This window comes from Streptomyces sp. 2P-4 (assembly GCF_030167965.1).
GTDB classification, from domain to species: Bacteria; Actinomycetota; Actinomycetes; order Streptomycetales; family Streptomycetaceae; genus Streptomyces; species Streptomyces globosus_A.
Genome location: NZ_CP095011.1, coordinates 2,900,714 through 2,926,375 on the forward strand (window position 1 = coordinate 2,900,714; position 25,662 = coordinate 2,926,375).

36 protein-coding genes are annotated in these 25,662 nt (G+C 69.0%); 2 read left to right on the forward strand and 34 right to left on the reverse strand.

Annotation, left to right across the window (positions count from 1 at the left end; translation table 11 throughout):
- Nucleotides 1-3: 3 nt before the first annotated feature.
- The 34 genes from rpmJ to rfbB form a co-directional block, all read right to left on the reverse strand.
- A complete protein-coding gene (gene rpmJ / locus MUK52_RS12335) occupies nt 4-117 on the reverse strand; it encodes a 50S ribosomal protein L36 (protein ID WP_003956441.1) in 114 nt (37 codons plus the stop codon).
- 73 nt (nt 118-190) lie between these two features.
- Nucleotides 191-412 (reverse strand): translation initiation factor IF-1, encoded by a 222-nt coding sequence (gene infA / locus MUK52_RS12340; protein WP_003956442.1) that lies wholly within the window; start codon nt 410-412, stop codon nt 191-193.
- Between the two features lie 127 nt (nt 413-539).
- Nucleotides 540-1,376, reverse strand: a complete 837-nt coding sequence (map, locus tag MUK52_RS12345) for a type I methionyl aminopeptidase (RefSeq protein ID WP_284576219.1) — start codon at nt 1,374-1,376, stop codon at nt 540-542.
- 97 nt (nt 1,377-1,473) lie between these two features.
- Nucleotides 1,474-2,121: an adenylate kinase gene (locus tag MUK52_RS12350; RefSeq protein WP_114053749.1), complete on the reverse strand. Its 648-nt coding sequence runs from the start codon at nt 2,119-2,121 to the stop codon at nt 1,474-1,476.
- Entirely contained in the window at nt 2,121-3,434 is a 1,314-nt protein-coding gene (gene secY / locus MUK52_RS12355) for a preprotein translocase subunit SecY (RefSeq protein WP_114053748.1), read from the reverse strand. Before secY ends, MUK52_RS12350 begins: the two co-directional genes overlap by 1 nt.
- 189 nt (nt 3,435-3,623) lie before the next feature.
- On the reverse strand, nt 3,624-4,079 hold the full coding sequence (gene rplO, locus MUK52_RS12360) for a 50S ribosomal protein L15 (RefSeq protein WP_114053747.1): 456 nt from the start codon (nt 4,077-4,079) through the stop codon (nt 3,624-3,626).
- 2 nt (nt 4,080-4,081) lie between these two features.
- A complete protein-coding gene (gene rpmD / locus MUK52_RS12365) occupies nt 4,082-4,264 on the reverse strand; it encodes a 50S ribosomal protein L30 (protein WP_005313525.1) in 183 nt (60 codons plus the stop codon).
- Entirely contained in the window at nt 4,264-4,866 is a 603-nt protein-coding gene (gene rpsE, locus MUK52_RS12370) for a 30S ribosomal protein S5 (protein WP_114053746.1), read from the reverse strand. The genes rpmD and rpsE overlap by 1 nt, the downstream gene beginning before the upstream one ends.
- Nucleotides 4,867-4,911: 45 nt before the next feature.
- Nucleotides 4,912-5,295, reverse strand: coding sequence for a 50S ribosomal protein L18 (gene rplR / locus MUK52_RS12375; protein WP_114053745.1), 384 nt, complete (start codon nt 5,293-5,295; stop codon nt 4,912-4,914).
- 4 nt (nt 5,296-5,299) lie between these two features.
- Nucleotides 5,300-5,839 carry a 50S ribosomal protein L6 gene (gene rplF / locus MUK52_RS12380; protein WP_114053744.1) on the reverse strand — a complete coding sequence of 180 codons (540 nt, stop codon included), beginning with the start codon at nt 5,837-5,839 and terminating at the stop codon, nt 5,300-5,302.
- A gap of 20 nt (nt 5,840-5,859) precedes the next feature.
- The gene (gene rpsH, locus MUK52_RS12385) at nt 5,860-6,258 is read right to left on the reverse strand and encodes a 30S ribosomal protein S8 (protein WP_042812335.1); all 399 of its coding nucleotides are present in this window, start codon (nt 6,256-6,258) and stop codon (nt 5,860-5,862) included.
- Nucleotides 6,259-6,476: 218 nt separating this feature from the next.
- Nucleotides 6,477-6,662 (reverse strand): type Z 30S ribosomal protein S14, encoded by a 186-nt coding sequence (locus tag MUK52_RS12390; protein WP_003956452.1) that lies wholly within the window; start codon nt 6,660-6,662, stop codon nt 6,477-6,479.
- A gap of 5 nt (nt 6,663-6,667) precedes the next feature.
- Complete coding sequence (gene rplE, locus MUK52_RS12395) at nt 6,668-7,219, reverse strand: 50S ribosomal protein L5 (RefSeq protein WP_114053743.1); 552 nt, start codon at nt 7,217-7,219, stop codon at nt 6,668-6,670.
- Nucleotides 7,219-7,530 carry a 50S ribosomal protein L24 gene (rplX, locus tag MUK52_RS12400; RefSeq protein ID WP_114053742.1) on the reverse strand — a complete coding sequence of 104 codons (312 nt, stop codon included), beginning with the start codon at nt 7,528-7,530 and terminating at the stop codon, nt 7,219-7,221. Before rplX ends, rplE begins: the two co-directional genes overlap by 1 nt.
- A 2-nt stretch (nt 7,531-7,532) precedes the next feature.
- Nucleotides 7,533-7,901 carry a 50S ribosomal protein L14 gene (gene rplN / locus MUK52_RS12405; protein WP_003956455.1) on the reverse strand — a complete coding sequence of 123 codons (369 nt, stop codon included), beginning with the start codon at nt 7,899-7,901 and terminating at the stop codon, nt 7,533-7,535.
- Nucleotides 7,902-8,004: 103 nt separating this feature from the next.
- Nucleotides 8,005-8,286, reverse strand: coding sequence for a 30S ribosomal protein S17 (rpsQ, locus tag MUK52_RS12410; protein WP_079429300.1), 282 nt, complete (start codon nt 8,284-8,286; stop codon nt 8,005-8,007).
- Entirely contained in the window at nt 8,286-8,510 is a 225-nt protein-coding gene (gene rpmC, locus MUK52_RS12415; RefSeq protein WP_114053741.1) for a 50S ribosomal protein L29, read from the reverse strand. Before rpmC ends, rpsQ begins: the two co-directional genes overlap by 1 nt.
- Nucleotides 8,510-8,929: a 50S ribosomal protein L16 gene (rplP, locus tag MUK52_RS12420; protein WP_114053740.1), complete on the reverse strand. Its 420-nt coding sequence runs from the start codon at nt 8,927-8,929 to the stop codon at nt 8,510-8,512. The genes rpmC and rplP overlap by 1 nt, the downstream gene beginning before the upstream one ends.
- Nucleotides 8,930-8,934: 5 nt before the next feature.
- Nucleotides 8,935-9,774 carry a 30S ribosomal protein S3 gene (rpsC, locus tag MUK52_RS12425; protein WP_114053739.1) on the reverse strand — a complete coding sequence of 280 codons (840 nt, stop codon included), beginning with the start codon at nt 9,772-9,774 and terminating at the stop codon, nt 8,935-8,937.
- On the reverse strand, nt 9,774-10,121 hold the full coding sequence (rplV, locus tag MUK52_RS12430) for a 50S ribosomal protein L22 (protein ID WP_030201575.1): 348 nt from the start codon (nt 10,119-10,121) through the stop codon (nt 9,774-9,776). The genes rpsC and rplV overlap by 1 nt, the downstream gene beginning before the upstream one ends.
- Before the next feature lie 43 nt (nt 10,122-10,164).
- Nucleotides 10,165-10,446 (reverse strand): 30S ribosomal protein S19, encoded by a 282-nt coding sequence (gene rpsS / locus MUK52_RS12435; protein ID WP_114053738.1) that lies wholly within the window; start codon nt 10,444-10,446, stop codon nt 10,165-10,167.
- Between the two features lie 12 nt (nt 10,447-10,458).
- Nucleotides 10,459-11,295, reverse strand: a complete 837-nt coding sequence (rplB, locus tag MUK52_RS12440) for a 50S ribosomal protein L2 (RefSeq protein ID WP_114053737.1) — start codon at nt 11,293-11,295, stop codon at nt 10,459-10,461.
- A 40-nt stretch (nt 11,296-11,335) separates the two neighbouring features.
- A complete protein-coding gene (gene rplW, locus MUK52_RS12445) occupies nt 11,336-11,659 on the reverse strand; it encodes a 50S ribosomal protein L23 (RefSeq protein ID WP_114053736.1) in 324 nt (107 codons plus the stop codon).
- Complete coding sequence (gene rplD / locus MUK52_RS12450) at nt 11,659-12,309, reverse strand: 50S ribosomal protein L4 (protein WP_114053735.1); 651 nt, start codon at nt 12,307-12,309, stop codon at nt 11,659-11,661. Before rplD ends, rplW begins: the two co-directional genes overlap by 1 nt.
- Nucleotides 12,310-12,313: 4 nt before the next feature.
- The gene (gene rplC, locus MUK52_RS12455; protein ID WP_114053734.1) at nt 12,314-12,958 is read right to left on the reverse strand and encodes a 50S ribosomal protein L3; all 645 of its coding nucleotides are present in this window, start codon (nt 12,956-12,958) and stop codon (nt 12,314-12,316) included.
- 14 nt (nt 12,959-12,972) lie between these two features.
- Entirely contained in the window at nt 12,973-13,281 is a 309-nt protein-coding gene (rpsJ, locus tag MUK52_RS12460) for a 30S ribosomal protein S10 (RefSeq protein WP_003948644.1), read from the reverse strand.
- Nucleotides 13,282-13,820: 539 nt separating this feature from the next.
- Nucleotides 13,821-16,424 carry an N-acetylmuramoyl-L-alanine amidase gene (locus MUK52_RS12465; protein WP_284576256.1) on the reverse strand — a complete coding sequence of 868 codons (2,604 nt, stop codon included), beginning with the start codon at nt 16,422-16,424 and terminating at the stop codon, nt 13,821-13,823.
- 190 nt (nt 16,425-16,614) lie between these two features.
- Nucleotides 16,615-18,528, reverse strand: a complete 1,914-nt coding sequence (locus tag MUK52_RS12470) for a hypothetical protein (protein ID WP_114053732.1) — start codon at nt 18,526-18,528, stop codon at nt 16,615-16,617.
- A 75-nt stretch (nt 18,529-18,603) separates the two neighbouring features.
- Complete coding sequence (locus MUK52_RS12475; RefSeq protein ID WP_114053731.1) at nt 18,604-19,509, reverse strand: glycosyltransferase family 2 protein; 906 nt, start codon at nt 19,507-19,509, stop codon at nt 18,604-18,606.
- A 4-nt stretch (nt 19,510-19,513) separates the two neighbouring features.
- On the reverse strand, nt 19,514-19,921 hold the full coding sequence (locus tag MUK52_RS12480) for a DUF2304 domain-containing protein (protein WP_114053730.1): 408 nt from the start codon (nt 19,919-19,921) through the stop codon (nt 19,514-19,516).
- A complete protein-coding gene (locus MUK52_RS12485; protein WP_216827053.1) occupies nt 19,921-20,607 on the reverse strand; it encodes a glycosyltransferase family 2 protein in 687 nt (228 codons plus the stop codon). Before MUK52_RS12485 ends, MUK52_RS12480 begins: the two co-directional genes overlap by 1 nt.
- A 68-nt stretch (nt 20,608-20,675) precedes the next feature.
- On the reverse strand, nt 20,676-22,004 hold the full coding sequence (locus tag MUK52_RS12490; RefSeq protein ID WP_216827052.1) for a lipopolysaccharide biosynthesis protein: 1,329 nt from the start codon (nt 22,002-22,004) through the stop codon (nt 20,676-20,678).
- Nucleotides 22,001-22,939 carry a dTDP-4-dehydrorhamnose reductase gene (rfbD, locus tag MUK52_RS12495; protein ID WP_284576257.1) on the reverse strand — a complete coding sequence of 313 codons (939 nt, stop codon included), beginning with the start codon at nt 22,937-22,939 and terminating at the stop codon, nt 22,001-22,003. Before rfbD ends, MUK52_RS12490 begins: the two co-directional genes overlap by 4 nt.
- Nucleotides 22,936-23,913: a dTDP-glucose 4,6-dehydratase gene (rfbB, locus tag MUK52_RS12500; protein WP_114053728.1), complete on the reverse strand. Its 978-nt coding sequence runs from the start codon at nt 23,911-23,913 to the stop codon at nt 22,936-22,938. The genes rfbD and rfbB overlap by 4 nt, the downstream gene beginning before the upstream one ends.
- An 84-nt stretch (nt 23,914-23,997) precedes the next feature.
- On the opposite strand from rfbB, the gene rfbA reads away from it, so the two are divergent.
- Nucleotides 23,998-24,873: a glucose-1-phosphate thymidylyltransferase RfbA gene (gene rfbA, locus MUK52_RS12505; protein ID WP_114058416.1), complete on the forward strand. Its 876-nt coding sequence runs from the start codon at nt 23,998-24,000 to the stop codon at nt 24,871-24,873.
- Nucleotides 24,870-25,469: a dTDP-4-dehydrorhamnose 3,5-epimerase gene (gene rfbC / locus MUK52_RS12510; protein WP_114053727.1), complete on the forward strand. Its 600-nt coding sequence runs from the start codon at nt 24,870-24,872 to the stop codon at nt 25,467-25,469. The genes rfbA and rfbC overlap by 4 nt, the downstream gene beginning before the upstream one ends.
- Nucleotides 25,470-25,662 lie beyond the last annotated feature (193 nt).

Genomic DNA, 25,662 nt, shown 5'->3' on the forward strand with positions numbered 1-25,662 from the left:
GCGTCAGCCCTGGCGCTGCTTGTGGCGCAGGTTGTCGCAGATGACCATGACCCGGCCGTGACGGCGGATCACCTTGCACTTGTCGCAGATCTTCTTGACGCTCGGCTTGACCTTCATGTGTCTGAGGTTCTCCGGGTCAGTGCCACCACCCGCACCGGGACCATCGCCCAGGCAGGAGTGAGAGCAAGATCTACTTGTATCGGTAGACGATCCGGCCACGCGTCAGGTCGTACGGAGAGAGCTCCACCACGACCCGGTCATCAGGAAGGATGCGGATGTAGTGCATGCGCATCTTGCCGCTGATGTGCGCGAGGACCTTGTGACCGTTCTGGAGCTCCACCTTGAACATGGCGTTCGGGAGGGACTCGATCACGGTGCCCTCGATCTCGATGGCACCTTGCTTCTTGGCCACGCTTCGCCTTTCGAATCGGCTACCTTGATCGGCCACGGGCATGGAGATGCACGCAAGCCGACGAGTCAGTCTACGTCAGGGCACCCAGAAAGACGAATCCGGAAAGTTTGCCCATGAGTCTAGATCATTAAGCGATGGGGTCGGGGGCCGTGGTGACCCCGTACTCCGCCAGCTTCGCCTTGCCGCAGTCCGGGCTGGTCAGGACGATCGGACCGGCCTCCGTGAGGGCCACCGAGTGCTCCCAGTGCGAGGACCAGGTTCCGTCCGTGGTGACCACCGTCCAGTCGTCGGCCAGTACCTCCGTCCGGGCGGTTCCCAGGGACACCATGGGCTCGATCGCCAGGCACAGGCCCGGCACCAGCCGGACGCCCTTGCCCCGCTTGCGCGAGACGTAGTTCAGCAGGTGCGGGTCCATGTGCATCTCGGAGCCGATGCCGTGGCCGCCGTAGTCCTCGATGATGCCGTACTTGCCGCTGGACGGGCGGGGCTGGCGGCGGATGTAGCCCTCGATGGCCTTGGAGATGTCGACCAGGCGGTTGCCGTTCTTCATCGCCGCGATGCCGGCCCACATCGACTCCTCCGTCACCCGGGAGAGCTCGACCAGCTCCGGGGCGTGCCCGGTGCCCACGAAGGCCGTGAAGGCCGCGTCGCCGTGCCAGCCGTCGACGATCGCGCCGGCGTCGATCGAGATGATGTCGCCGTCCTTGAGGACCGTCTTGTCGTCCGGGATGCCGTGGACGACGACCTCGTTGACCGACGTGCAGATCGTGGCGGGGAAGCCGCCGTAGCCGAGGAAGTTCGACTTCGCCCCGGCGTCGGCGATCACCTTGCGGGCGACCATGTCCAGATCCCGCGTCGTGGCGCCCGGCACGGCCGCCTCACGGGTCGCCGCGTGGATGGCGGCGACGACCAGCCCCGCCTCGCGCATCTTCGCGATCTGCTCGGGGGTCTTGATCTGGACCATGGGGCACTTCCACCTTCGGATCTGCTGCTTCGGGTTCACTCAACAGTACGGCCGCGGCGTCCTCCGGACACCGCGGCCGACCTGCACCACAGGGGTACTACTTCTTCAGGGCGTCCATCGCGCGCTGCGTGACGTCCGCGACCTCGCCCAGGGCCGGGATGGTCACCAGCAGGCCCTGCGCCTTGTAGTAGTCGATGATCGGCTCGGTCTGCGTGTGGTAGACCTCCAGCCGCGTCCGGACCGTCGCCTCGGAGTCGTCGTCGCGCTGGTACAGCTCGCCGCCGCACTTGTCGCAGACGCCCTCGGTCTCCGGCGCCGCGTACACGACGTGGAAGACGTGCGACGAGTCGTTGCGGCAGATCCGGCGGCCGGCGATGCGCTTGACCACCTCGTCCTCCTCGACCTCCAGGTCGAGGACGGCGTCCAGCTTCATCCCCGCGGCCTGGAGCATCACGTCCAGCGCCTCCGCCTGCGAGACGTTGCGCGGGAAGCCGTCGAGGAGGAAGCCCTTCTCGGCGTCCGGCTGCTCCATGCGGTCCTTGGCCATGCCGATCGTGATCTCGTCGGGGACGAGGTCGCCGGCGTCCATGAACGCCTTGGCACGGCGGCCCAGCTCGGTGTTCTGGCTGATGTTGGCCCGGAACAGGTCGCCCGTGGAGATGTGCGGGATCGACAGGTTCTTCGCAAGGAACGCGGCCTGCGTTCCCTTGCCCGCACCGGGCGGTCCGACGAGGACGATACGCATCAGCGGAGGAACCCTTCGTAATTGCGCTGCTGGAGCTGGCTCTCGATCTGCTTCACGGTTTCCAGACCCACACCCACGATGATGAGGATGCTCGTCCCGCCGAACGGGAAGTTCTGGTTCGCTCCGAAGCCGGCCAACGCCATCGTCGGCACTAGAGCGATCAGACCCAGGTACAGCGACCCCGGCCAGGTGATCCGGTTGAGCACATAGCTCAGGTACTCGGCGGTGGGTCGACCGGCGCGGATACCCGGGATGAACCCACCATACTTCTTCATGTTGTCTGCAACTTCCTCGGGGTTGAACGAAATCGCCACGTAGAAGAAGGCGAAGAAGACGATCAGGAGGAAGTAGGTGGCGATGTAGTACGGGTGGTCACCCGTGACGAAGTGCTTTTGGATCCAAACCGCCCAGTCTGCGGTGGATCCGCTGAACTGCACGATCAGCGCCGGGATGTAGAGCAGCGACGAGGCGAAGATGACCGGAATCACACCGGCCTGGTTCACCTTGAGCGGGATGTAGGTCGAGGTGCCGCCGTACGCGCGCCGGCCGATCATGCGCTTCGCGTACTGGACCGGGATGCGCCGCTGCGCCTGCTCGACGAAGACCACCAGGGCCACCATCGCGAGGCCCACCAGGATCACCACGCCGAACTCGACCCAGCCGTCGGCGATCTTGCCCTGGAGCTTGATCTGCCACAGCGCACCGATGAAGCCGGCGGCGATCGAGATGAACATCAGGATGGACATGCCGTTGCCGATGCCGCGGTCGGTGATGAGCTCACCGAGCCACATGACGAGGCAGGTGCCCGCGGTCATGGTGACCACCATGACGATGGTCGTGAAGACGGAGCGGTCCGGGACGATCTGCGCGGCGACCGGGCAGCCCTGGAAGAGGGCGCCCGTGCGGGCGGTGGCGACGAGGCCGGTGCCCTGGAGGATGGCGAGGGCGACCGTCAGGTAGCGCGTGTACTGCGTGATCTTGGCAGTACCGGCCTGGCCCTCCTTCTTCAGGGTCTCCAGCTTCGGGATGACCACGGTCAGCAGCTGCAGGATGATGCTCGCCGTGATGTACGGCATGATCCCGAGCGCGAAGACCGTGATCTGCAGCAGCGCACCGCCGCTGAACATGTTGACGAGACCGAAGAGGCCGTTGCTGCTTCCGGCCTGGTCGACGCAGATCTGGACGTTCTTGTAGCTCACGCCGGGAACCGGGATGTGGGACCCGAGCCGGAACAGCACGATGATGCCGAGCGTGAAGAGCAGCTTCTTGCGCAGGTCGGGCGTCTTGAACGCCCGGGCGAACGCGGTGAGCACGGTGCCTCCTGCGACCCCCGCGCTACTGCGTCAGAGGTGACGGTCTGAGGTTCGACGAATACGTACAAGCAAAGGTGCAGGCCACCTTACCGGCGACTGCGCCCCCCGTGGAACGACCAACCGGGGATGCCCCATATGTGAGGCATCCCCGGTCGGGTTTACTCGCTCTGTGTCACGTGGCCGTCTGGATCAGACGAGCTCGGTGACGGTGCCGCCGGCGGCGGCGATCTTCTCCTTGGCAGAGGCGGAAACGGCGTCCACCGAAACCGTCAGCGCCACGGAGATCTCGCCCTGGCCCAGGACCTTGACGAGCTGGTTCTTGCGAACCGCACCCTTGGCGACCAGGTCGGCCACCGTGACCTCGCCACCCTGCGGGTAGAGCGCGGCCAGCTTGTCCAGGTTCACGACCTGGAACTCGGTGCGGAACGGGTTCTTGAAGCCCTTCAGCTTCGGCAGGCGCATGTGGAGGGGCATCTGCCCACCCTCGAAGCGCTGCGGAACCTGGTAGCGGGCCTTCGTACCCTTGGTACCACGACCTGCCGTCTTACCCTTGGACGCCTCACCACGACCCACGCGGGTCTTGGCGGTCTTGGCGCCCGGGGCGGGACGGAGGTTGTGGGCCTTGAGCGGGCTGCTTTCAGCCATGATCAGTCAACCTCCTCAACCGTCACGAGGTGGCGGACGGTGTGCACCATGCCGCGGAACTCGGGGCGGTCCTCCTTGACGACCACGTCGTTCAGGCGCTTGAGCCCGAGCGAACGCAGGGTGTCGCGGTGGTTCTGCTTGCTGCCGATGTACGACTTCGTCTGCGTGATCTTGAGGCGGGCCATCAGACACCCGCCCCAGCACGCGCACGGAGAAGAGCCGCGGGGGCGACGTCCTCGAGCGGCAGACCGCGGCGGGCCGCGATCTCCTCGGGACGCTGCAGGCCCTTGAGGGCCGCCACGGTCGCGTGCACGATGTTGATCGCGTTGTCGGAGCCGAGCGACTTCGACAGGATGTCGTGAACGCCGGCGCACTCCAGAACGGCGCGCACCGGGCCACCGGCGATAACACCGGTACCGGGGGAAGCAGGCTTCAGCAGGACGACGCCCGCAGCCTTCTCGCCCTGAACCGGGTGCGGGATGGTGCCCTGGATGCGGGGGACGCGGAAGAAGTTCTTCTTCGCCTCCTCGACACCCTTGGCGATGGCCGCGGGAACTTCCTTGGCCTTGCCGTAACCGACACCCACGGTGCCGTCACCGTCGCCCACCACGACCAGCGCGGTGAAGCTGAAGCGACGACCACCCTTCACAACCTTGGCGACACGGTTGATCGCGACAACGCGCTCAACGTAAGCGGTCTTCTCGGCGGCAGCGCCACCGTCGCGACCCTTCCGGTCCCGCCGCTCGCCGCCACCGGCACCGCTGCCGCGGCGCTGGGGTCCAGCCATTGGATTACCTCTCTCTGTTACGTCCGTGAGTCCCGGAACCGGGGCTTAGAACTTCAGCCCGGCTTCGCGGGCGGCGTCAGCCAGAGCGGCAATGCGCCCGGCGTACCTGTTGCCACCGCGGTCGAACACGACGGCCTCGACACCGGCGGCCTTGGCGCGCTCGGCGACCAGAAGGCCGACCTGCTTGGCCTGCGCGGACTTGTCACCCTCGCCGCCGCGGACCGACGCGTCCAGGTGCGACGCCGACGCAAGGGTGTGACCCTTGAGGTCGTCGATGACCTGGGCGGTGATACCGCGGTTCGAGCGGGTCACGACGAGGCGCGGACGCTCCGCCGTACCCGAGATGCTCTTGCGGATGCGGATGTGGCGGCGCGCCTTCGCAGCGCGCTTGTAAGCGTCGCCCTTGGCGATCTTCACACCGTATGCCATGGCTTTACTTACCAGCCTTTCCGACCTTGCGGCGGATGACCTCGCCCGCGTACTTGACGCCCTTGGCCTTGTACGGGTCGGGCTTCCGCAGCTTGCGGATGTTGGCGGCGACCTCGCCGACCTTCTGCTTGTCGATGCCCTCGACCGAGAACTTGGTCGGCGACTCGACCTTGAAGGAGATGCCCTCGGGGGCCTCCACCAGGATCGGGTGGCTGTAGCCGAGCTGGAACTCCAGGGCGGAGCCCTTCGCGGCCACGCGGTAACCGACACCGCTGATCTCGAGCGCCTTGGTGTATCCCTGGGTCACACCGGTGATCATGTTGGCCACCAGCGTGCGGGACAGGCCGTGGAGGGCCTTGTTCTGACGCTCGTCGTTCGGACGGGTGACGTTCAGAACGCCGTCCTCGCCCTTAACGATCTCGATGGGGGCGGCAACGGTGTGGGAGAGGAGACCCTTGGGGCCCTTCACCGCGACCGTGCGGCCATCGATGGTGACGTCCACGCCGGCGGGAACCGGGATGGGGAGCTTGCCGATACGAGACATAGCTTTTCCTCCGTTCCCGACTACCAGACGTAGGCGAGGACTTCCCCACCCACGCCCTTCTTCTGCGCCTGCTGGCCGGTCAGGAGACCGTGGGACGTGGAGATGATCGCCACGCCCAGGCCGCCGAGGACCTTCGGCAGGTTGGTGGACTTCGCGTAGACACGCAGACCCGGCTTCGAGATTCGCTTGATGCCGGCGATCGAGCGCTCGCGGTTCGGACCGAACTTCAGCTCGAGGACGAGGTTCTTGCCGACCTCGGCGTCCTCGACCTTCCAGCCGGTGATGAAACCCTCCTGCTTGAGGATTTCCGCGATGTGCGACTTGATCTTGCTGTGCGGCATCACGACAGAGTCGTGGTACGCCGAGTTAGCGTTACGCAGACGAGTGAGCATGTCTGCGATCGGGTCAGTCATGGTCATGAATCGGCCTTCGGCCTCTCTCGCCGGGGTTTCCTGTATGCGCCATCCCTCTCCCCACACAGGGGCGGGACGGGTGCGGCGCGGGGACCTACGGCGTAGTAAGTCGACGGGCGGCGGACGCCCAACCCCACTAGCCTACGCCATGGGGCTGGGCACTCCGCCGACCCAGATGCTTACCGAGAGCGTCCGGAACCCTCAACACCCAAGGGGTGAAGGGATTACCAGGAGCTCTTGGTCACGCCCGGCAGCTCGCCACGGTGAGCCATCTCACGGAGGCACACGCGGCACAGGCCGAACTTGCGGTACACGGAGTGGGGACGGCCGCAGCGCTGGCAGCGCGTGTAAGCACGCACACCGAACTTGGGCTTGCGGGCAGCCTTCGCGATGAGAGCCTTCTTCGCCATCTCGCTTACGCCTCCTTGAACGGGAAGCCGAGGTGACGGAGGAGCGCGCGGCCCTCAGCGTCGTTGGTCGCCGTGGTCACCACGGTGATGTCCATACCCCGGACGCGGTCGATCTTGTCCTGGTCGATCTCGTGGAACATGACCTGCTCCGTGAGACCGAAGGTGTAGTTGCCACGGCCGTCGAACTGCTTCGGGGACAGGCCGCGGAAGTCGCGGATGCGCGGCAGCGCGAGCGACAGGGTGCGGTCCAGGAACTCCCACATGCGGTCGCCACGGAGGGTGACGTGGGCACCGATCGGCTGACCCTCGCGCAGCTTGAACTGCGCGATGGACTTGCGGGCCTTGGTGACGGCCGGCTTCTGACCGGTGATCGTGGTGAGGTCGCGGATGGCGCCGTCGATCAGCTTCGAGTCACGGGCGGCGTCGCCGACACCCATGTTCACGACGATCTTGACGAGGCCGGGGATCTGCATGACGTTCTCGTACTGGAACTCTTCACGCAGCTTGCCCGCGATCTCCTCGCGGTACTTCGTCTTCAGACGCGGAGTGGTAGCCATCAGATGTCCTCACCCGTGCGCTTGGCAACGCGGATCTTGTTGCCCTCGTCGTCGAAGCGGTAACCGACGCGGGTGACGACCTTCTTGCCGTCCTTCTCCACGACCAGCTGGACGTTGGACACGTGGACGGGGGCCTCGGTGATGACGATGCCGCCGGCCTGGTTCTGCCCAGCCTTGGTGTGCTTCTTGACCCGGTTGACACCCTCGACGAGGACGCGGTTCTCGGCGGGGAAGGCCGCGACGACCTTGCCCTGCTTGCCCTTGTCCTTGCCGGTGATGACCTGGACCAGGTCGCCCTTCTTGATCTTCATGCTTACAGCACCTCCGGCGCGAGCGAGATGATCTTCATGAACTTCTTCTCGCGCAGCTCACGGCCGACGGGGCCGAAGATACGGGTGCCGCGAGGGTCGCCGTCGTTCTTCAGAATGACGGCGGCGTTCTCGTCGAAGCGGATGTACGAGCCGTCCTGGCGGCGGCGCTCCTTGACGGTGCGAACGATGACCGCCTTGACGACGTCACCCTTCTTCACGTTGCCACCGGGGATCGCGTCCTTGACGGTGGCGACGATGACGTCACCGATGCCCGCGTAGCGGCGACCGGAGCCACCGAGAACACGGATGCAAAGGATCTCCTTGGCACCAGTGTTGTCGGCGACACGCAGTCGCGACTCCTGCTGGATCACGTCTATCTCCTGATTGTCTGCCGGTTCCCGGCGGGGGCCTCACTGCGAGGCGGGCCCCCACCGAGCCTGGCGGAACGAACCTGAGGGAAGTCCCCTCAGGTGATTACTTGGCCTTCTCGAGGATCTCGACGATGCGCCAGCGCTTGCTCGCCGACAGCGGACGCGTCTCCATGATGAGGACACGGTCGCCGACACCGGCAGCGTTCTGCTCGTCGTGGGCCTTGAGCTTGTTCGTACGGCGGATGACCTTGCCGTACAGCGCGTGCTTGACGCGGTCCTCAACGGCGACGACGACGGTCTTGTCCATCTTGTCGCTGACGACCAGACCCTCACGGGTCTTGCGGAAACCGCGCTCGGTCTTCTCAGTCACGTTCTTCTCGCTCATCAGGCGTTCTCCACCGTCTCGATGCCGAGCTCGCGCTCGTGCATCAGGGTGTAGATCCGGGCGATGTCCTTACGGACGGACTTGAGCCGGCCGTTGTTCTCCAGCTGGCCCGTGGCCGCCTGGAAACGGAGCTTGAACAGCTCTTCCTTGGCCTCGCGCAGCTTGGCAACGAGCTCCTCGTTGCCCAGCTCACGCAGCTCGGATGCCTTGGTTCCGGCCGCCATCACGACTCACCTGCCTCGCGCTTGACGATCCGGCACTTCATCGGCAGCTTGTGAGCCGCACGAGTCAGAGCCTCACGCGCAATCTTCTCGTTCGGGTAGGACAGCTCGAACATGACCCGGCCCGGGTGCACGTTCGCGATCCACCACTCCGGGGAACCCTTACCGGAACCCATGCGGGTCTCGGCGGGCTTCTTCGTCAGCGGACGGTCCGGGTAGATGTTGATCCAGACCTTGCCGCCACGCTTGATGTGGCGGGTCATCGCGATACGAGCCGCCTCGATCTGGCGGTTCGTCACGTACGCCGGGGTCAGCGCCTGGATGCCGTACTCGCCGAACGAGACCTCGGTGCCGCCCTTGGAGACACCGCCGCGCTTGGGGTGGTGCTGCTTGCGGTGCTTGACCCTACGAGGGATCAGCATGTCGGTCAGGCCTCCGTTCCGGTGCTCTCGGCCGGAGCGGCGGCAGCGGCCTCGGCCTTGGGGGCCTCGGCAGCAGCAGCCTGCTGCGGCTTGCGGCCACCACGGCCGCCGCGCTCGCCACCGCGGCCACCACGGCCAGCGGGACGGTCGCCAGCGCCGGCGCCACGGGCCGGGCGGTTACCCGCGCGGGCCGCAGCGTTCTCGGCGCGAACCTCGGCGATGTTCTTGACGTCGCCCTTGTAGATCCAGACCTTCACGCCGATGCGGCCGAAGGTGGTCTTGGCCTCGAAGAAGCCGTAGTCCACGTTCGCGCGCAGGGTGTGCAGCGGCACACGGCCCTCGCGGTAGAACTCGGACCGGGACATCTCGGCGCCGCCGAGACGGCCGCCACACTGGATCTTGATGCCCTTGGCGCCGGCCTTCATGGTGCCCTGCATGCTCTTGCGCATGGCACGGCGGAAGGAGACGCGGGAGGACAGCTGCTCGGCAACGGCCTGGGCAACCAGCTGGGCGTCGAGCTCGGGGTTCTTGACCTCGAGGATGTTCAGCTGGACCTGCTTGCCGGTGAGCTTCTCGAGGTCGCCGCGGATGCGGTCGGCCTCGGCGCCGCGGCGGCCGATGACGATGCCCGGACGAGCGGTGTGGATGTCCACACGCACGCGGTCACGGGTGCGCTCGATCTCGACCTTGGAGATGCCGGCGCGCTCCATGCCGGACGTCATCATCCGACGGATGGCGACGTCTTCCTTGACGTAGTCCTTGTACAGCTTGTCGGCGTACCAGCGCGACTTGAAGTCGGTGGTGATGCCGAGCCGGAACCCGTGCGGGTTTACCTTCTGGCCCATTACCGGGTTCCTTCCTTGCTGCTGACGACCACGGTGATGTGGCTGGTCCGCTTGCGGATCCGGTAGGCACGGCCCTGGGCGCGCGGACGGAACCGCTTCAGGGTCGGGCCTTCGTCAACGAACGCCTCGCTGATGAACAGCGAGGAGGCGTCCGTGTGGTTGTAGTTGTGCGCGGCGTTGGCAATGGCGCTGTCCAGCACCTTGCCGACCGGCACGCTCGCGGCCTGCGGGGCGAAACGCAGGACCGCCTGAGCCTCCGTGGCATCCATGCCACGGATGAGGTCCACCACGCGGCGGGCCTTCATGGGCGTGACGCGGATGTACCGCGCCTGGGCCCTGGCTTCCATGGTTGTCCCTTCGGTGTAAGTCATAGTCGTTCCCACCCCGCTTCTAGCGGCGCTTCGACTTCCGGTCTTCCTTGACGTGGCCGCGGAAGGTGCGAGTCGGCGAGAACTCGCCGAGCTTGTGGCCGACCATGGACTCGGTGACGAACACCGGGACGTGCGTCTTGCCGTTGTGCACCGCGATCGTGTGACCCAGCATGCTGGGGATGATCATCGAGCGACGGGACCAGGTCTTGATGACGTTCTTGGTACCGGCTTCGTTCTGAGCGTCCACCTTCTTCAGGAGGTGGCCGTCAACGAAGGGTCCCTTCTTGAGACTGCGCGGCATCTAAACCCGCTCCTAGCGCTTCTTGTTCGTCTTGCGGCGGCGGACGATGTACTTGTTCGAAGCCTTCTTCGGCGAACGAGTACGACCCTCCTTCTGACCCCACGGGGAGACCGGGTGGCGACCACCGGAGGTCTTGCCCTCACCACCACCGTGCGGGTGGTCAACCGGGTTCATCGCGACACCGCGGACGGTCGGGCGGACGCCCTTCCAGCGCATGCGGCCGGCCTTGCCCCAGTTGATGTTCGACTGCTCGGCGTTGCCGACCTCGCCGACCGTGGCGCGGCAGCGGGCGTCGACGAGACGGATCTCACCGGACGGCATGCGGAGGTGGGCCATGGTGCCCTCCTTCGCAAGCAGCTGCACGGAGGCACCCGCGGAGCGGGCGAACTTCGCACCGCCGCCGGGACGCAGCTCGATGGCGTGGATGGTCGTACCGACCGGGATGTTGCGCAGCGCCAGGTTGTTGCCGGGCTTGATGTCGGCCGTCGGGCCGTTCTCGATCCGGTCGCCCTGCTGCAGGCCGCGCGGCGCGATGATGTAGCGCTTCTCGCCGTCGGCGTAGTGCAGCAGCGCGATGCGCGCGGTGCGGTTGGGGTCGTACTCGATGTGCGCGACCTTGGCCGGCACGCCGTCCTTGTCGTGACGACGGAAGTCGATCACGCGGTAGGCGCGCTTGTGGCCACCGCCCTGGTGGCGAACGGTCACACGACCGGTGTTGTTACGGCCGCCCTTGCTGTGCAGGGGGCGGACCAGCGACTTCTCCGGCGTGGACCGCGTGATCTCGACAAAGTCGGCGACGCTGGAGCCACGACGGCCCGGGGTCGTCGGCTTGTACTTGCGGATACCCATTTCTCAGTCCTCGTCCGATTCCGGACGACTCAGGACTCCGTTAGGAGGCCTGGCCGCCGAAGATGTCGATACGGTCGCCCTCAGCGAGGGTCACGATGGCGCGCTTGGTGTTGGCACGCTTGCCGAAACCGGTGCGGGTGCGCTTGCGCTTGCCCTGGCGGTTGATCGTGTTGACCCCGGTGACCTTGACCGAGAAGACCGCCTCGACGGCCTGCTTGATCTGGGTCTTGTTGGCGCCGGGCGCGACGATGAACGTGTACTTGTTCTCGTCGAGAAGCGCGTAGCTCTTCTCCGAGACGACCGGCTTGATCAGCAGGTCGCGCGGGTCAGTGAAGGTCTTGCTGGTAACGGTCGCCTCGGACATCAGGCGTCGCTCCCTTCGGTCTCATCGGCCTTGGGGCCAGACACGAAGGACTCCAGCGCGGCCTGGGTGAAGACCACGTCGTCGGAGACGATCACGTCGTACGTGTTCAGCTGGCCCGGCTCCAGGATGTGCACCTGGGGCAGGTTGCGGGCGGACAGCCACGCGGCCTCGTCGGAGCGCTCGACGACCAGGAGCAGGTTCTTGCGCTCCGTGATCTTGCCGAACAGCGTCTTGGCGGCCTTGGTGGAGACGTCACCCTCGACCACGCCGGTGACGACGTGGATGCGGGAGTGGCGCGCACGGTCCGAGAGGGCACCGCGGAGGGCGGCGGCCTTCATCTTCTTCGGGGTCCGCTGCGAGTAGTCACGCGGCACGGGGCCGTGGACGACGCCACCGCCGGCGAACTGCGGAGCGCGGGTCGAACCCTGACGGGCGCGGCCGGTGCCCTTCTGGCGGTACGGCTTCTTGCCGCCACCGCGGACTTCGCCGCGGGTCTTGGTCTTGTGCGTGCCCTGACGGGCCGCAGCCAGCTGCGCGACGACGACCTGGTGGATCAGCGGAACGCTGGTCTTCGCGTCGAAGATCTCCGCGGGGAGCTCGACGGTACCGGCCTTGTCGCCTGCCGGCGAAAGGATGTCAATGGTGCTCATTACCTCAAGCCCCCTTGGCCGCGGTACGGACCAGGACGAGGCCGCCGTTCGGACCGGGGACCGCGCCCTTGATGAGGAGCAGACCCTTCTCCGCGTCCACCGCGTGGATGGTCAGGTTCTGGGTGGTGACGCGCTCGTTGCCCATACGACCAGCCATGCGCACGCCCTTGAAGACGCGCCCAGGGGTGGCGCAGCCACCGATCGAACCGGGGGAGCGGTGCTTGCGCTGCACACCGTGGCCGGCGCCGAGGCCCCGGAAGTTGTGCCGCTTCATGACACCGGCGAAGCCCTTGCCCTTGCTGTTGCCCGTGACGTCAACCTTGACGCCGGACTCGAACACGGCCGCGGTGATCTCCTGGCCGAGCGTGTACTCGGCGGCGTCGGAGGTGCGGAGCTCCACCAGGTGGCGGCGGGGGGTGACGTCGGCCTTGGCGAAGTGGCCCTTGAGGGGCTTGTTCACCTTGCGCGGGTCGATCTCGCCGAAGGCGATCTGGACCGACTCGTAGCCGTCGGTGTCGTTGGTACGGACCTGGGTGACGACGCAGGGGCCGGCCTTGACGACGGTGACCGGGACGACACGGTTGTTCTCGTCCCAGACCTGGGTCATGCCGAGCTTCTCGCCCAGGACGCCCTTGATCTGCTTTGCCATCTTCTCGACGCCTCTCAGAGCTTGATCTCGATGTCGACGCCGGCCGGAAGGTCCAGGCGCATCAGCGAGTCAACGGTCTTGGGCGTCGGGTCGAGGATGTCGATCAGGCGCTTGTGCGTGCGCATCTCGAAGTGCTCGCGCGAGTCCTTGTACTTGTGCGGCGACTTGATGACGCAGTACACGTTCTTCTCAGTGGGCAGCGGCACCGGGCCCGCGACCGACGCACCAGTGCGGGTCACCGTCTCGACGATCTTCTTCGCCGAGGAGTCGATGACCTCGTGGTCGTAGGCCTTGAGCCGGATGCGGATCTTCTGTCCCGCCATGGCTACTCCGTAGTCCTGTCTCTTGTGGAAACGCTCTGGCCCTCGGCCGGCTGTGGATCCCTCCACCGCTCCTCTCCGACCCACGCGGTCGGGCGTGTCGCACTCCCTCTCAGAAAATTCCCATACGGAAACTCCCTGTCCAAGGGGGTGCGGTCCCAGGACCGCGATTCGGGGGAGGAACACCCGCCGAGCGCCTGGCCGGCACCGTGCTGACGCTTCCCGGAAGATTCCCGTACTTCCGCCCCATTGCTGCCCCGGGGGGCAGATAAAGGCGACGAGTACCGTGGGACTCGCTTCCGGTCCTCCCGGCGGGAGGCGCGCAGCATCGACACTCAGCCGAGCAACTTGAGTAGTCTGCCATACGAGGCGCACACCTGGCCAATCGGGCGGAAGAGAATACCCCGCCACGGTGAGTGGTCAAACAGCGCCACGCGGCGAGCCCGCCCGGCCCGGAGCAGCGCGTACGGCGGCGGGGGCCTCCCGGGTCATGTCCGGAAGGCCCCCGCCGCATCGTTTCCGCGCGGAATCGTTTCCTCAGGTCACTGGGCGAAGTAGCCCGTGATGTCGGCGATCAGGTCGACCCGGCCGGAGTTGTTGTAGAAGCTCACCTTGCCGTCCACCACCGGCACCACCACGAGGTTCGGGATGGTGAGGCCGGGCGTGAAGTTCAGGTTCGAGGCGCTCGTGCGCGTCGTGCCGCTCGGGTACACCGACACGAAGCTCGCCTCGGTCGGGTTGGTCGCCGTCACGTTCAGCACCACCGCGGTCACACCCGTCGCCGGGACGCCCTGCACGCCCGCCACCGGCAGGGTCACCGTGCCGCCGCCCGAGACCGGCGCCTTCGGCACACCCAGGCCCTCACGGGTGTCCATCAGCCGCTTCGGCCCGATGTTGAAGTGCGACGAGCCCGCCGACCCCGCAGCGAAGTAGCCCGTGATGTCCGCGATCAGGTCGACCCGGCCGGAGTTGTTGTAGAAGCTCACCTTGCCGTCCACCACCGGCACGACCACCAGGTTCGGGATGGTCTGGCCGGCGGTGAAGTTCAGGTTCGACGCACTCGTACGGGTCGTCCCGCTCGGGTAGACCGACACGAAGCTGGAGTCCGTCGGGTTGGTCGCCGTCACGTTCAGCACCACCGCGGTCACACCCGTCGCCGGGACGCCCTGCACGCCCGCCACCGGCAGGGTCACCGTGCCGCCGCCCGAGACCGGCGCCTTCGGCACACCCAGGCCCTCACGGGTGTCCATCAGCCGCTTCGGCCCGATGTTGAAGTGCGACGAGCCCGCCGACCCCGCAGCGAAGTAGCCCGTGATGTCCGCGATCAGGTCGACCCGGCCCTGGTTGTTGTAGAAGTTCACCTTGCCGTCGACGACGGGGACGACCACCAGGTTGGGGATGGTCCGGCCGGCGGTGAAGTTCAGGTTCGACGCGCTGGTGCGCGTCATGCCGTTCGGGTAGACCGAGACGAAGCTCGCCTCCGTCGGGTTGGTCGCCGTCACGTTCAGCACGACGGACGTGACGCCCGTGGCCGGGACGCCCTGGACGCCCGCGACGGGCAGGGTGACCGTGCCGCCCGGCCCCACCTGGGCCTTCGGCACGCCGAGGCCCTCGCGGGTGTCCATCAGCCGCTTCGGGGTGACCGGCACGAACGTGGCCGGGCTGACCTCGGCGAGGACGCTGACCGGCAGCGAGGTGGACACGGCGCCGTTCGCCGCGGTGGCCCGGACCTCGACCTGGTGGCTGCCGGAGGGCAGCACCGCGCCGGCGGAGCGGGCGGTGCCCGGCACGGTCGCGACCGGGGAGCCGTCGACCAGCAGCTCGAACTTCGCCAGCCGGTCGCTGGGCGTGCTGGTGCTCCACTCCAGGATGACCGGGCCGCCGGTCTGGTGGACGGTGCCCGGCTGGACGGGCTTGCCGTTCAGGGTGGTCGCCTTCAGCTGTGCGGCGGGGCCGGCGGCGCGGACCGCGTCGAGCTGCGCGTAGAGCTGGTTGCCCGGGCACTGCGTGTTGAAGCCGTCCCGGTGCCCGGAGACCGCCTTGAACGGGTAGGCCTGCCCGGCGGTGAAGGACTTGCCGAAGAAGTTGACCTGCGTGGCGCCCGCGGTCAGCATGGCGGTGCCGTTCATGTCGCTGTCGTACTGGCCGTGCTTGTACGCGGCGATACGGGCGATCGCCGCCTGGGCGGCCGGGCTGCTCCCGCCGGAGGTGTAGTCGCCGAGGACGGCGATGCCCGCCGACTCGGCGTTCCAGCCGTAGGTGTGCGCGCCGAGGACGGGCTGGTCGATTCCGCCCTGCCGGCCCTCGAAGATCGTGCCGCACTTGTCGACGAGGAAGTTGTAGCCGAGGTCGCGCCAGCCGTTGGTCTTCACGTGGTAGACGTGGATGCCCTGGACGATCGCGGCCGACTGCGAGCAGTCGTACGGCTGGGTGTCCGCGGTGTGGTGGACGAAGACGGCCTTGACCTGGCCCCCGGGGAGGTAGATCGGCCCCTCGTCGTTGAGGGACTCGTCGGCGCCCCACTCCTGCCGCGTGACGACGGCCGGCTTGGGGGCGGTGGACGGCGGTCCCGGTTCCGCGGTGGTCGCGGCGAAGGCCGCCGGGTCCGCGTTCAGGGTGCCGCTGCGCTCGGCGGCGCCGGCCTTGCCGCCCGGGTCGACCAGGTTGAGCTCCATGCCGGCGGGTATCGCTCCGCCCTTGACGCGGACCTCGGCGCCGTCGGAGGCGCCGACCCACACGGGCTCGGTCGCACCCTTCGCGCCGGGGCGCGGCCCGTCCATGCCGGGCTTGATGGGCTCCAGTTCGATCCAGCGCGACCACTTGCCCGTGCGGGCGTCGCGGGCGCGGGCCTCGATGGTCCCCTCGACCTTGGCTGCCGGGTCCGTCCAGGAGACGCCGAGGAGGCCGAACGGCTCGGTGTCCTGCCGGGCGAGACCGGCCTCGCCGGCGCCCTTGGCCTTCAGCGCGAGCTTGTGCACCTCGCTCGCGACCGGCCCCCTGGCCTTCGACTTGCTGCTGTAGGCCGTCGATCCGCCTGTGCCTGCCCCGGGCCCCGGCTCGGCGCCCGCCGTGGCCTGGACGCCCAGGACCGCGGCGGCACCGAGCACGGCAGCCAGAGCCGTCCCCCGTACACGATTCAGTTTCACGTTGTCCTTCCCACCCCTTGGGCCCGTACGACCCGGTGAAGACACGGTTGTTGGGGCGGATGCTACTTGCCCGCTCGAACAGGGGATCGGGTGGGGTCCGGGCGGCTGCCGGGAGGGAGGGAACGCGAGGGCCCCCGGTCCGCCGCGCGCACGCGGTGGGCCGGGGGCCCGGGCAGCCTTCCGGCGGCGCCTACTTCTTCCCGGACTCGGCCTTCTTCGCGGCCTCGGCCTTCCTGACGGCTTCGGCGAGCTCCGCCATCCGGTCCCGCTCGATGTCCGTCCGCGACCGGACGCCCTCGGGCGCCCTGTGCCCGCAGACGGACGGCCATTCGTCGGCCAGGATGCCCGCGCACCAGATGAAGTCCTGGATGGGGGCGGGCTTCCAGTCCCGCTTCTTGATGTCCTCGCACTCCCCCTTGACGGGCGAGTAGCGCGGGCAGGTGCCGTCGCGCTCCTTCAGGGTGTGCGCCCGGTAGGCGTCGATGCCCATCTGGTCGACGTCCTGCGAGGGCATGTAGCGGTTGACCGACCAGGAGGCGCCCATCGCCGCGAACAGGGCGGTCACGCAGATCATGCCGGCGGCGAGCTGGCGCACCACGCGCTGCGGGACGACCCGGCCCGCGGGCGGGCCGCCGTCCGGGCCGGTCCGCGGGCGCAGGGTCCGCTCGACCCACCCGGAGCCGCGGCCGACGGCGGCCATCATGCCGAGCACGGCCAGGATCATCAGGCAGTACATGATGATCCAGGTGGTGCGGGGGTAGAGCTGCACGGCCTTCTCGTGGGCCATCTGCGAGGCGAACCAGAAGCGGGCGAACCAGGCCCCCGCGAGGACCGCCGCCGCCGTGCGGACCATGATGCTCCGCAGCCCCAGGCCCAGGCCGAGGCCCACGGCGAACAGCAGGAGCAGGGCGAAGCCGCTCTGCCCGGCCATCTCGCCGGCGGCCGGCCAGGTCTGGTACGTCAGCGTCCCGGACCGGTCCGAGACCCAGCCGAGGACGTAGCCGGGGTCGGCGTACACGGAGAGGAACGCGTACCGGTCGGGGTTCTCCGCGCCCAGCCGCACCATCTGGTACAGCAGCGGCGAGGCGACGGCCCCGGCCACGGCCACGGTGGAGCCGACGAACAGGCCGGCCTTGCGGGCGGCCCCGCCGCCGCGGCGCCACGGGAAGAGGAACGGCGCGAGGACGGCGACGCCGGGGGCGGCCCACACGTACCAGCCGGAATACCACAGGAACAGGGCGCCGAAGACGACGCCGAAGCCGGCCCCGCGCAGCACCAGCTGCCGGGTGGTGCGGCCCTCGGGCCGGCGCATCTGCCGCAGCCAGTACCCCAGCAGCGGCAGCAGCACGATCATGACGACGTGGCTGTACGGGCGGATCGGGTCGAGGAACAGCACGGCCGCCGGCACCGCGATGAGCAGCGCCCAGAAGGGGCGCAGCAGGGTCCGCCAGGCGAGGTACGCCATCGGCCCGGCGACCGCGGTGAAGAAGATCTGCAGGTCGTGCAGGGCGAAGCCGGTCTCGCCGCGGCCGTGGTAGCGGATCTTGGCCCAGAGGGCCATCAGGGCCGGGAAGGCGGGCGGGTAGATGCCCGACATCCCCTCGTCGTGGAGGAACGAGTTGGCCATGGCGATCAGGACGCCCGGGTCGCCGTCCTGCCCGCCGAGCGGGTGGGGCGTGCCGCGCAGGGCGACGACGACCCCGCCGGCGATGATGCCGGTGGCCAGGCCGGCCAGCGCCGCGCACACCAGGCGCTTGGCCAGGGCGTGCCGCCGGGCCGAGCCGCGGTAGGCGGTGTAGAGGAGGAGGGCGAGGAGCGGCAGGCCGAGGACGGCCGCGTACTTCTGGAGCGCGGCGAGGCCGCTGACCTGTCCGAGGCGGACGATCGGGTTCACCACGATGTGCCGGCTCAGCAGCATGAAGCCGAGGGCGGCCGCCAGGCTGACGACCGCCTCGGCGAGGGCGCGCACCCAGCGGCGGGAGAACCACTCCCGCAGGCGCCCGGCGGCCGCCGCGGCCGGGCCGGCCCCCGTCCTCGTTCCGGCTGCGGTGCCGCCGCGCGTGGCACCGGGCTCTGCGATGGCCTCGGGGGCCAGGTGTGTCATGTCCGTCCAATCCGGATGCGGGGGGAACCGCGCGGCGGGGCCGGGGGGGGGCCGCGGTCTGGGGTGTGCGGGGCGTCAGTCGGCTCGCTGTCCGGCCGTGAACGCGTGCCGCGCGAGCGTACGCAGGCCTTCGCGGTTCCCGCGGCGCAGCGCGCCCGGCAGCATCGTGATCGCGTGGAGGCGGGAGGCGCTGCGGAAGCGGGCCGCCTTGGCGGCCTTGTGCCAGCCGCGGGCGTCCATGCGGGCGGCGACGGCGGAGAAGTACCGCTCGGCCTCGGTGAAGCGGGTGCCGGAGAACGCCTGGAGCGAGGACTCGCTGACGGCGTGGCGGCGGTAGCGGAAGACGGTCGTCGACTCGTCGACGACCATGTCCTCGCCGGCCTCCAGGAGGTCGACGACGAGTGCCAGGTCCTGGATGACGCTGTACTCGTCCCGGAAGTTGATCTTCCGGAGGGCGTCGCCGCGCCAGCAGATCGACGGGAAGTACAGCCAGTTGCCGCGCAGCACGCTGGTGGCGAGCTCCTCGCCGCCCATCACGCGCCGGCCGTCGACCTGCGGGGCGTACAGGCGCCGCTTGGCCTGGTCGGCGAGTCCGTGGGCCGGCCTGCCCTCGCCGTCGATGACCTCGACGCCGGGCTGGACCATGCCGATGCCCGGGTGCTCCGCGAGGATGCCGCGGACGGTCTCCAGGTAGTGGGGGTGCAGCAGGTCGTCGCAGCCCATGATGACGACGTGGTCGGCCTCGGAGAGGTAGACGCACTTCTGGAAGTTCCTGGTGATGCCGAGGTTCTGCTCGTTGCGCAGGTAGGTGACGCGGCGGTCGCCGAGCGACTCGAACCAGCCCGGGACGTCCGGCTCCTTCCCGTCGTCGATGACGACGAGGCGGAAGTCGGGGTCCGTCTGGGCCAGGACGCTGCGGACGGCGTCCTGCATCAGCTGCACGTCCCCGTAGTAGGGGAGCATGAAGTCGAACGTCGCCACGGTGTCAGGCCTTCACCTTCGTGGAGCCGGCACCGGCGCCGGCACCCTCCTCGGGCTTGCCGAGGCGCTCGTCGTTGTGGCGGGCGCCCTCGTTGAGCGCGACCGTGCGGGCCAGGTCGGTGATCTTCTTCTCCAGCGAGCGGAAGCGCAGGAAGGTGTTGAGCGTCAGGAAGCCCATCGCCAGCACCATCACGTACAGCACGAGGTCGGTGCCGCGGCCGACGCCGAGCTTGTGGGCGAGCCAGGTGACGTCCGTCGGGCGGAGCACCGCGTAGACGTTGACGACGACGAACACGGAGAACGCGATGCGCTTCCACGCCCGGTTCTTGGCCTGGCCCCAGGTCCGTATGAAGACCAGGGCCATCGACAGCGAGCCCGCGATGAGGAGCAGCTGAATCCAGAAGTACTTCATCAGCGGTCACGCTCCCGCATGGTGATGTCGAAGACGATGTTCACGCCGTTGATCAGGGACTGGCCCTTGGCGCGCGAGTACTCGGTGTAGAGGATGTCCACGGGGACCTCCGCGACGCGCAGGTCGGACCCGGCGAGGAAGCCGACGATCTCCGACGCGTGCGCCATGCCGTTCATGGTGATGTTCAGCTGCTCGGCGGCCTTGCGGCTCAGCACGCGCAGGCCGTTGTGCGCGTCGGTCAGCTTCAGCTTGCGGGCCGTCGGGCTGACGGCGGCGGCGGTGCGCAGCACGACCCGCTTGATCCACGGCACCTGGCCGTTCTGCTCGATGAAGCGGGAGCCGAGGACGACGTCGGCCTCGTCGCGGCGCAGGACCTCGACCATCTTCTCGACGTCGGCGGTCTGGTGCTGGCCGTCCGCGTCGAAGGTGGCGAAGTAGCGGGCGCCGGGCTGGGCCAGGGCGTACTTCAGGCCGGTCTGCAGGGCGGCGCCCTGGCCGAGGTTGACCGGGTGGCGCACCAGGTGGGCGCCGGTGGTGGCGATGTGCTCGGCGGAGTCGTCGGTGCTGCCGTCGTCGACGACGACGATGTGGGGGAACGTCTTGCGCGCATCCTCGACGACCCCGGCGATCACCTGGCCCTCGTTATAGGCCGGTATGACCAGCCAGACATCGTCGTATTGGGACACGGTAGCTCCAGCGGAAAGTGGCACGTTCGCGTGCGCGTTGATCGGTGGGACGTCGTGGGCCGGCATGGTCACTCCCCGACCGCCCCGGCGCCCAGCGGGCGTGCGGCGCCCTCGTGCCCGGACCCCCCGGTTGCGCCCGGAGCCCCGGGGAACCTCAGCCTCAGCACGGCCAGCATACCGAGCACGGTCGCCAGGGAGCCGAGGGCGTAGGCCAGGATGACGCGCAGGGCCACCTCGCCCGGCGCGAAGGTGACGCCCACGAGGACGGCGGTGCCGACGGCCCAGCACAGCAGCTGCAGGTGGTGCCGCTTGAAGACCATCAGCGCCTGGCCGAGCACCATCGCGAACATGTACGCCACGGTGCCGGCGGACAGCAGGAAGAAGTCGAGGCAGCCCAGGACGGGGCGGGCCCCGAAGAGGACCTCGATCAGCCAGGGGCCGAGCGCCGTCGCGGGGATGCCGCCGGCCAGGCCGAGCATGCCGACGACGACGGCGATCCGGCGCAGCATCGCCGAGAACGCCGCCCTGTCGCCTGCGGTGAACGCGGCGGTGAGCCCGCCCAGCAGCGAGGCCTGGAGCGAGCCGAAGACGAACAGCGGCACACGGGCCAGGACGAGGGCGTTGAGCAGGGCGGCGATCAGCACGCTGTCGGTCGGGGCGAGCAGCTTGGTGCTCATCACCGCGGCGTTGACGACGACCTGCGACAGCAGCGTCGAGAGGATCAGCAGGCCCAGACCGCCCGTCAGCTCCCGCCAGGAGACGGCGCCGCCGGGCCCGGCGGCGCGCAGCAGCGGCGGCAGCGTGACGAGCATCGCGGCGACGGGCGCGAGCGCGAGGACGAGGCTGAAGGCGAGCGCGGAGTCCAGTCCGAGCACTGCACAGCCGAAGGCGAGGAGGATCCGCAGGCCGCCGTCGAGGCCGAGTTGGAGCCCGTACGCGCCGAACCGGCCGAGGCCGGCGAGCACGCCGCGCGTCAGGTAGCAGACGGCCATGCCGGTGAAGGCGCCGCCGAGCGCGGCGACCAGGCCGCGGTCGCCCTGGAAGAGGAGGTCGGCGATCGGGCCGGCGCCGAGGGCGAGGACGAGCAGGGTCGCGCCGAGCATCGCCGCGGTCATCAGGGTGGCCCGGCGCAGCACGGGGGCGGCGCCCTGGCCGAGGACCGTGCGGGCGGCGACGATCCGGGTGAGCTCCTGCTCGACGGGGAAGAACACGCCGATGCCGACGGACATCACGATCGTCCACAGGACGGAGACGTTCGCCATGGCCTCGGTGGAGAGGCTGTGCCCGGCCACGCCCAGGTGGACGTACGAGGCCGCGCCCAGCACGACGGTGCCGCCGGCCACCGCGACGGTGCCCGGCGGCAGCGCCGCGGTGGCCTTGCCCAGCAGGGCCTTCATCCCGTACTGCCCTCGCGGGCCCCGGCGGCGAGCCGGGTGAACTCGGGAGTGGCCAGCGCCTCGGCGAGCTGCTCGCGCCAGTCGGCGAGCGGGGCCAGGCCGGCCTCGGCCCAGCGGTCGTGGCCGAGCACGCTGAACGCGGGGCGCGCCGCGGGGCGGACGAAGGCCGCGGAGGTGGTGGGGCGGATCCGCTCCGGGTCGAGGCCGGCGAGCCGGTAGGCCTCGCGGGCCAGTCCGAACCAGGTGGTGCGGCCGCTCGCGGTGCCGTGGTAGACGCCGGCCGGGGCGCGGCCCGCGAGGGCGGCGAGGCCCACCTCGACGAGCCGGTGGGCGAGCGCGCGGGACCAGGTGGGCTGGCCGTGCTGGTCGTCGACGACGTCGAGGGTGTCGCGCTGCGCGGCCAGCTTCAGCATGGTCGCGACGAAGTTCGGCCCGTGCTCGCCGTACAGCCAGGCGGTGCGGACGGTGTAGCCGTCCTGCGGGAGCAGTTCGGCGACGGCGCGCTCGCCCGCGAGCTTGCTGCGGCCGTACGCGTTGAGCGGGCCGGTCTCGGCGTCCTCGCGGTACGGCTCGGAGGCGTCGCCGGGGAGCACGTAGTCGGTGGAGACGTGCAGCAGGCGCGCGCCGGCGTCGGCGCAGGCGGCGGCGAGGACGCGGACGCCGGTGCCGTTGACGGCGGTGGCGGCGTCCTCGGCGGTCTCCGCGCCGTCGACGTCGGTCCAGGCGGCGCAGTTGACGACGACGGCGGCGCCCTCGACGGCTGCCCGGACGGCGGCGGCGTCCGTGACGTCGAGGTCGGCGCGGCGCAGGCCGGCCGCCTCGATCCCGGCGTCCTCCAGTACGGCGAGGAGGTCCCGGCCGAGCATGCCGGCGGCGCCGGTGACGACCCAGCGCCCGGCGGCGGACGGCACGGCGGGGGTGGCGGAGGCGGTCACTTCTGCAGCGCTGCCTTGTCCTTGAGCGGCTCCCACCAGCCGCGGTTCTCGCGGTACCAGGCGATGGTCTGCGCGATGCCGTCCTCGAAGCGGACCTGCGGCTCGTAGCCCAGCTCGGCGTTGATCTTGCTGATGTCGATGGAGTAGCGCAGGTCGTGGCCCTTGCGGTCCTCGACGTGCTCGACCATGTCCCAGCCGAGGCCGGCGGCCTCCAGCAGGACGCCGGTGAGCTCCTTGTTGGTGAGCTCGGTGCCGCCGCCGATGTTGTAGACCTCGCCGCCGCGGCCCTTGCGCATCGCCAGGTCGATGCCCCGGCAGTGGTCGGAGACGTGCAGCCAGTCGCGGACGTTGCCGCCGTTGCCGTACAGCGGGACCTTCCGGCCGTCCATCAGGTTGGTGACGAACAGCGGGATGACCTTCTCCGGGAACTGGTAGTGCCCGTAGTTGTTGGAGCAGCGGGTCACCACGACGTCCATGCCGTGCGTGCGCGCGTACGCCAGCGCCAGCAGGTCGGAGGAGGCCTTCGAGGCGGAATACGGGGAGTTGGGGACCAGCGGCCACTCCTCGGTCCAGGAGCCCTCGCTGATGGAGCCGTAGACCTCGTCGGTGGAGATGTGCACGAAGCGGCCGACGCCGTGCTTGCGTGCGGAGTCCAGCAGCACCTGGGTGCCGACGACGTTGGTCATGACGAACGGGCCGGCGCCGGCGATGGAGCGGTCGACGTGCGACTCGGCGGCGAAGTGCACCACCACGTCGTGACCGGGCATCACCGCGTCGACGGCTTCGGCGTCGCAGATGTCGCCCTTGACGAACTTGTAACCGGGGTGGTCCGCGACCGGCGCGAGGTTGGCTTCGACTCCGGAGTAGGTCAGCTTGTCGAAGACCGTGATCTGGGCCGATGCATCCGCACCGAGCTGCTGGCGAACAAATTCTGAACCGATGAAGCCGGCGCCGCCGGTCACGAGGATGCGCATAGTACGAAGAGTCTAGCCGCTTGTCCTACCACCCCACCGGCCCGGAGCGCCTCACTCCGCTTGCTCTCGCATAGGGTTGTGCCCATGCGTGGAATTCTCTTGGCCGGCGGAACCGGATCCCGACTCTGGCCGCTGACCCGGGCAGTCTCGAAGCAGCTGCTCCCCGTCTTCGACAAGCCGATGATCTACTATCCGCTCTCCACCCTGGTCATGGCCGGAATCAGTGAGATTCTCGTCATCACCACGCCGGAGGACCGGGCGCAGTTCGAGCGGCTGCTCGGCGACGGCTCCCAGTTCGGCCTGCGGCTGGAGTACGCGGTCCAGGAGCGCCCCGAGGGCATCGCCCAGGCCTTCGTCCTCGGCGCCGACTTCATCGGCGACGAGTCCGTCGCCCTGATCCTCGGCGACAACATCTTCCACGGCAGCGGCCTCGGCACGCGCCTCGCCGAGCACACCGGTGCCAAGGGCGGCCGCGTCTTCGCCTACCCCGTCGCCGACCCGACGGCCTACGGCGTCGTCGAGTTCGACGAGAAGGGCCAGGCCATCTCCATCGAGGAGAAGCCGGCCAAGCCGAAGTCCCGCTACGCCGTGCCCGGCCTCTACTTCTACGACAACCGCGTCGTGGAGATAGCCAGGGGCCTGAAGCCCAGCGCCCGCGGCGAGTTGGAGATCACCGCCGTCAACGACGCCTACCTCCAGGCCGGCGAGCTCAACGTCACCATCCTCGACCGCGGCACCGCCTGGCTGGACACCGGCACCTTCGTCTCCATGGTCCAGGCCTCCGAGTTCGTCCGCGTCATCGAGGAGCGCCAGGGCTTCAAGATCGGCTGCATCGAGGAGGCCGCCTGGCGGGCCGGCCTGATCGACGACGCGCAGCTGCGCACGCTGGCCGAGCCCCTGCTCAAGAGCGGCTACGGCCAGTACCTGCTGAACCTGCTCGACGAGGAGGCGGCCAAGTGAAGTTCCGCGAACTCTCCCTCGAGGGCGTCTTCGAGGTCACCCCGCAGCTGCACGGCGACCCGCGCGGCCTGTTCACCGAGTGGTACCGCTTCGACAGGCTCGCCGAACTCACCGGCCACCCGCTGAAGCTGGCCCAGGCCAACCTGTCGGTCTCCTCCCGCGGCGTCGTCCGCGGCATCCACTTCGCCGACGTGCCGCCCGGCCAGGCGAAGTACGTGACGTGCGTGCGCGGCGCCGTGCTCGACGTCATCGTCGACCTGCGGGTCGGCTCGCCGACCTTCGGCCGGTGGGAGGGCGTCCGCCTTGACGACACCGACCGCCGCGCGGTCTACATCCCCGAGGGCATGGGCCACGGCTTCTGCGCCCTCACCGACGACGCCACCCTGTCGTACCTCTGCTCCGAGACCTACAACCCGACCGGCGAGCACTCGGTGCACCCGCTCGACCCCGACCTGGGCATCGACTGGCCGGCGGAGGTCCCGCTGCTGTCCGCCCGCGACGAGGCCGCGCCGTCGCTGGCGCAGGCCGTCGAGACGGGTCTGCTGCCCGACTACGCCGCCTGCAAGGCGTTCACGGAGTCGCTGCGCACGGCCTGACGGCCGCTGCACCACGTACGCAAGAGGGCCGTACCCCCGCGGGGGTACGGCCCTCTTGCGTACGCGCCCCCGGGCGGCGCGCCCCGCCCGGGGGAACAGCCAAGGCCCCTCCCCCGCCGCCGGAGCGACAGGGGAGGGGCCCTGGTGTCAGACACGGAGCCCGCTCGCGCGGACTACCAGGTCAGAACGTGAA

What these genes read in the sequence shown, in the direction of transcription:
- rplV (WP_030201575.1), bottom strand. Translation starts at nt 10,121, where the DNA reads ATGGAAGCCAGGGCCCAGGCGCGGTACATCCGCGTCACGCCCATGAAG.
- rplB (WP_114053737.1), bottom strand. Translation starts at nt 11,295, where the DNA reads ATGGGTATCCGCAAGTACAAGCCGACGACCCCGGGCCGTCGTGGCTCC.
- rpmC (WP_114053741.1), bottom strand. Translation starts at nt 8,510, where the DNA reads ATGGCGGCCGGAACCAAGGCATCCGAGCTGCGTGAGCTGGGCAACGAG.
- rplW (WP_114053736.1), bottom strand. Translation starts at nt 11,659, where the DNA reads ATGTCCGAGGCGACCGTTACCAGCAAGACCTTCACTGACCCGCGCGAC.
- rfbA (WP_114058416.1), top strand. Translation starts at nt 23,998, where the DNA reads ATGCGTGGAATTCTCTTGGCCGGCGGAACCGGATCCCGACTCTGGCCG.
- rpsC (WP_114053739.1), bottom strand. Translation starts at nt 9,774, where the DNA reads ATGGGCCAGAAGGTAAACCCGCACGGGTTCCGGCTCGGCATCACCACC.
- rplF (WP_114053744.1), bottom strand. Translation starts at nt 5,839, where the DNA reads ATGTCTCGTATCGGCAAGCTCCCCATCCCGGTTCCCGCCGGCGTGGAC.
- rfbB (WP_114053728.1), bottom strand. Translation starts at nt 23,913, where the DNA reads ATGCGCATCCTCGTGACCGGCGGCGCCGGCTTCATCGGTTCAGAATTT.
- MUK52_RS12490 (WP_216827052.1), bottom strand. Translation starts at nt 22,004, where the DNA reads ATGAAGGCCCTGCTGGGCAAGGCCACCGCGGCGCTGCCGCCGGGCACC.
- rplR (WP_114053745.1), bottom strand. Translation starts at nt 5,295, where the DNA reads ATGGCATACGGTGTGAAGATCGCCAAGGGCGACGCTTACAAGCGCGCT.
- MUK52_RS12480 (WP_114053730.1), bottom strand. Translation starts at nt 19,921, where the DNA reads ATGAAGTACTTCTGGATTCAGCTGCTCCTCATCGCGGGCTCGCTGTCG.
- rpsQ (WP_079429300.1), bottom strand. Translation starts at nt 8,286, where the DNA reads ATGAGCGAGAAGAACGTGACTGAGAAGACCGAGCGCGGTTTCCGCAAG.
- rplE (WP_114053743.1), bottom strand. Translation starts at nt 7,219, where the DNA reads ATGGCTACCACTCCGCGTCTGAAGACGAAGTACCGCGAGGAGATCGCG.
- rpsE (WP_114053746.1), bottom strand. Translation starts at nt 4,866, where the DNA reads ATGGCTGGACCCCAGCGCCGCGGCAGCGGTGCCGGTGGCGGCGAGCGG.
- rplO (WP_114053747.1), bottom strand. Translation starts at nt 4,079, where the DNA reads ATGGCTGAAAGCAGCCCGCTCAAGGCCCACAACCTCCGTCCCGCCCCG.
- MUK52_RS12470 (WP_114053732.1), bottom strand. Translation starts at nt 18,528, where the DNA reads ATGACACACCTGGCCCCCGAGGCCATCGCAGAGCCCGGTGCCACGCGC.
- map (WP_284576219.1), bottom strand. Translation starts at nt 1,376, where the DNA reads ATGGTCCAGATCAAGACCCCCGAGCAGATCGCGAAGATGCGCGAGGCG.
- rpsH (WP_042812335.1), bottom strand. Translation starts at nt 6,258, where the DNA reads ATGACCATGACTGACCCGATCGCAGACATGCTCACTCGTCTGCGTAAC.
- rpmJ (WP_003956441.1), bottom strand. Translation starts at nt 117, where the DNA reads ATGAAGGTCAAGCCGAGCGTCAAGAAGATCTGCGACAAGTGCAAGGTG.
- MUK52_RS12350 (WP_114053749.1), bottom strand. Translation starts at nt 2,121, where the DNA reads ATGCGTATCGTCCTCGTCGGACCGCCCGGTGCGGGCAAGGGAACGCAG.
- rpmD (WP_005313525.1), bottom strand. Translation starts at nt 4,264, where the DNA reads ATGGCCCGCCTCAAGATCACGCAGACGAAGTCGTACATCGGCAGCAAG.
- MUK52_RS12390 (WP_003956452.1), bottom strand. Translation starts at nt 6,662, where the DNA reads ATGGCGAAGAAGGCTCTCATCGCGAAGGCTGCCCGCAAGCCCAAGTTC.
- rplC (WP_114053734.1), bottom strand. Translation starts at nt 12,958, where the DNA reads ATGGCAAAGCAGATCAAGGGCGTCCTGGGCGAGAAGCTCGGCATGACC.
- rplD (WP_114053735.1), bottom strand. Translation starts at nt 12,309, where the DNA reads ATGAGCACCATTGACATCCTTTCGCCGGCAGGCGACAAGGCCGGTACC.
- rpsJ (WP_003948644.1), bottom strand. Translation starts at nt 13,281, where the DNA reads ATGGCGGGACAGAAGATCCGCATCCGGCTCAAGGCCTACGACCACGAG.
- rpsS (WP_114053738.1), bottom strand. Translation starts at nt 10,446, where the DNA reads ATGCCGCGCAGTCTCAAGAAGGGACCCTTCGTTGACGGCCACCTCCTG.
- rplX (WP_114053742.1), bottom strand. Translation starts at nt 7,530, where the DNA reads ATGAAGATCAAGAAGGGCGACCTGGTCCAGGTCATCACCGGCAAGGAC.
- rplP (WP_114053740.1), bottom strand. Translation starts at nt 8,929, where the DNA reads ATGCTGATCCCTCGTAGGGTCAAGCACCGCAAGCAGCACCACCCCAAG.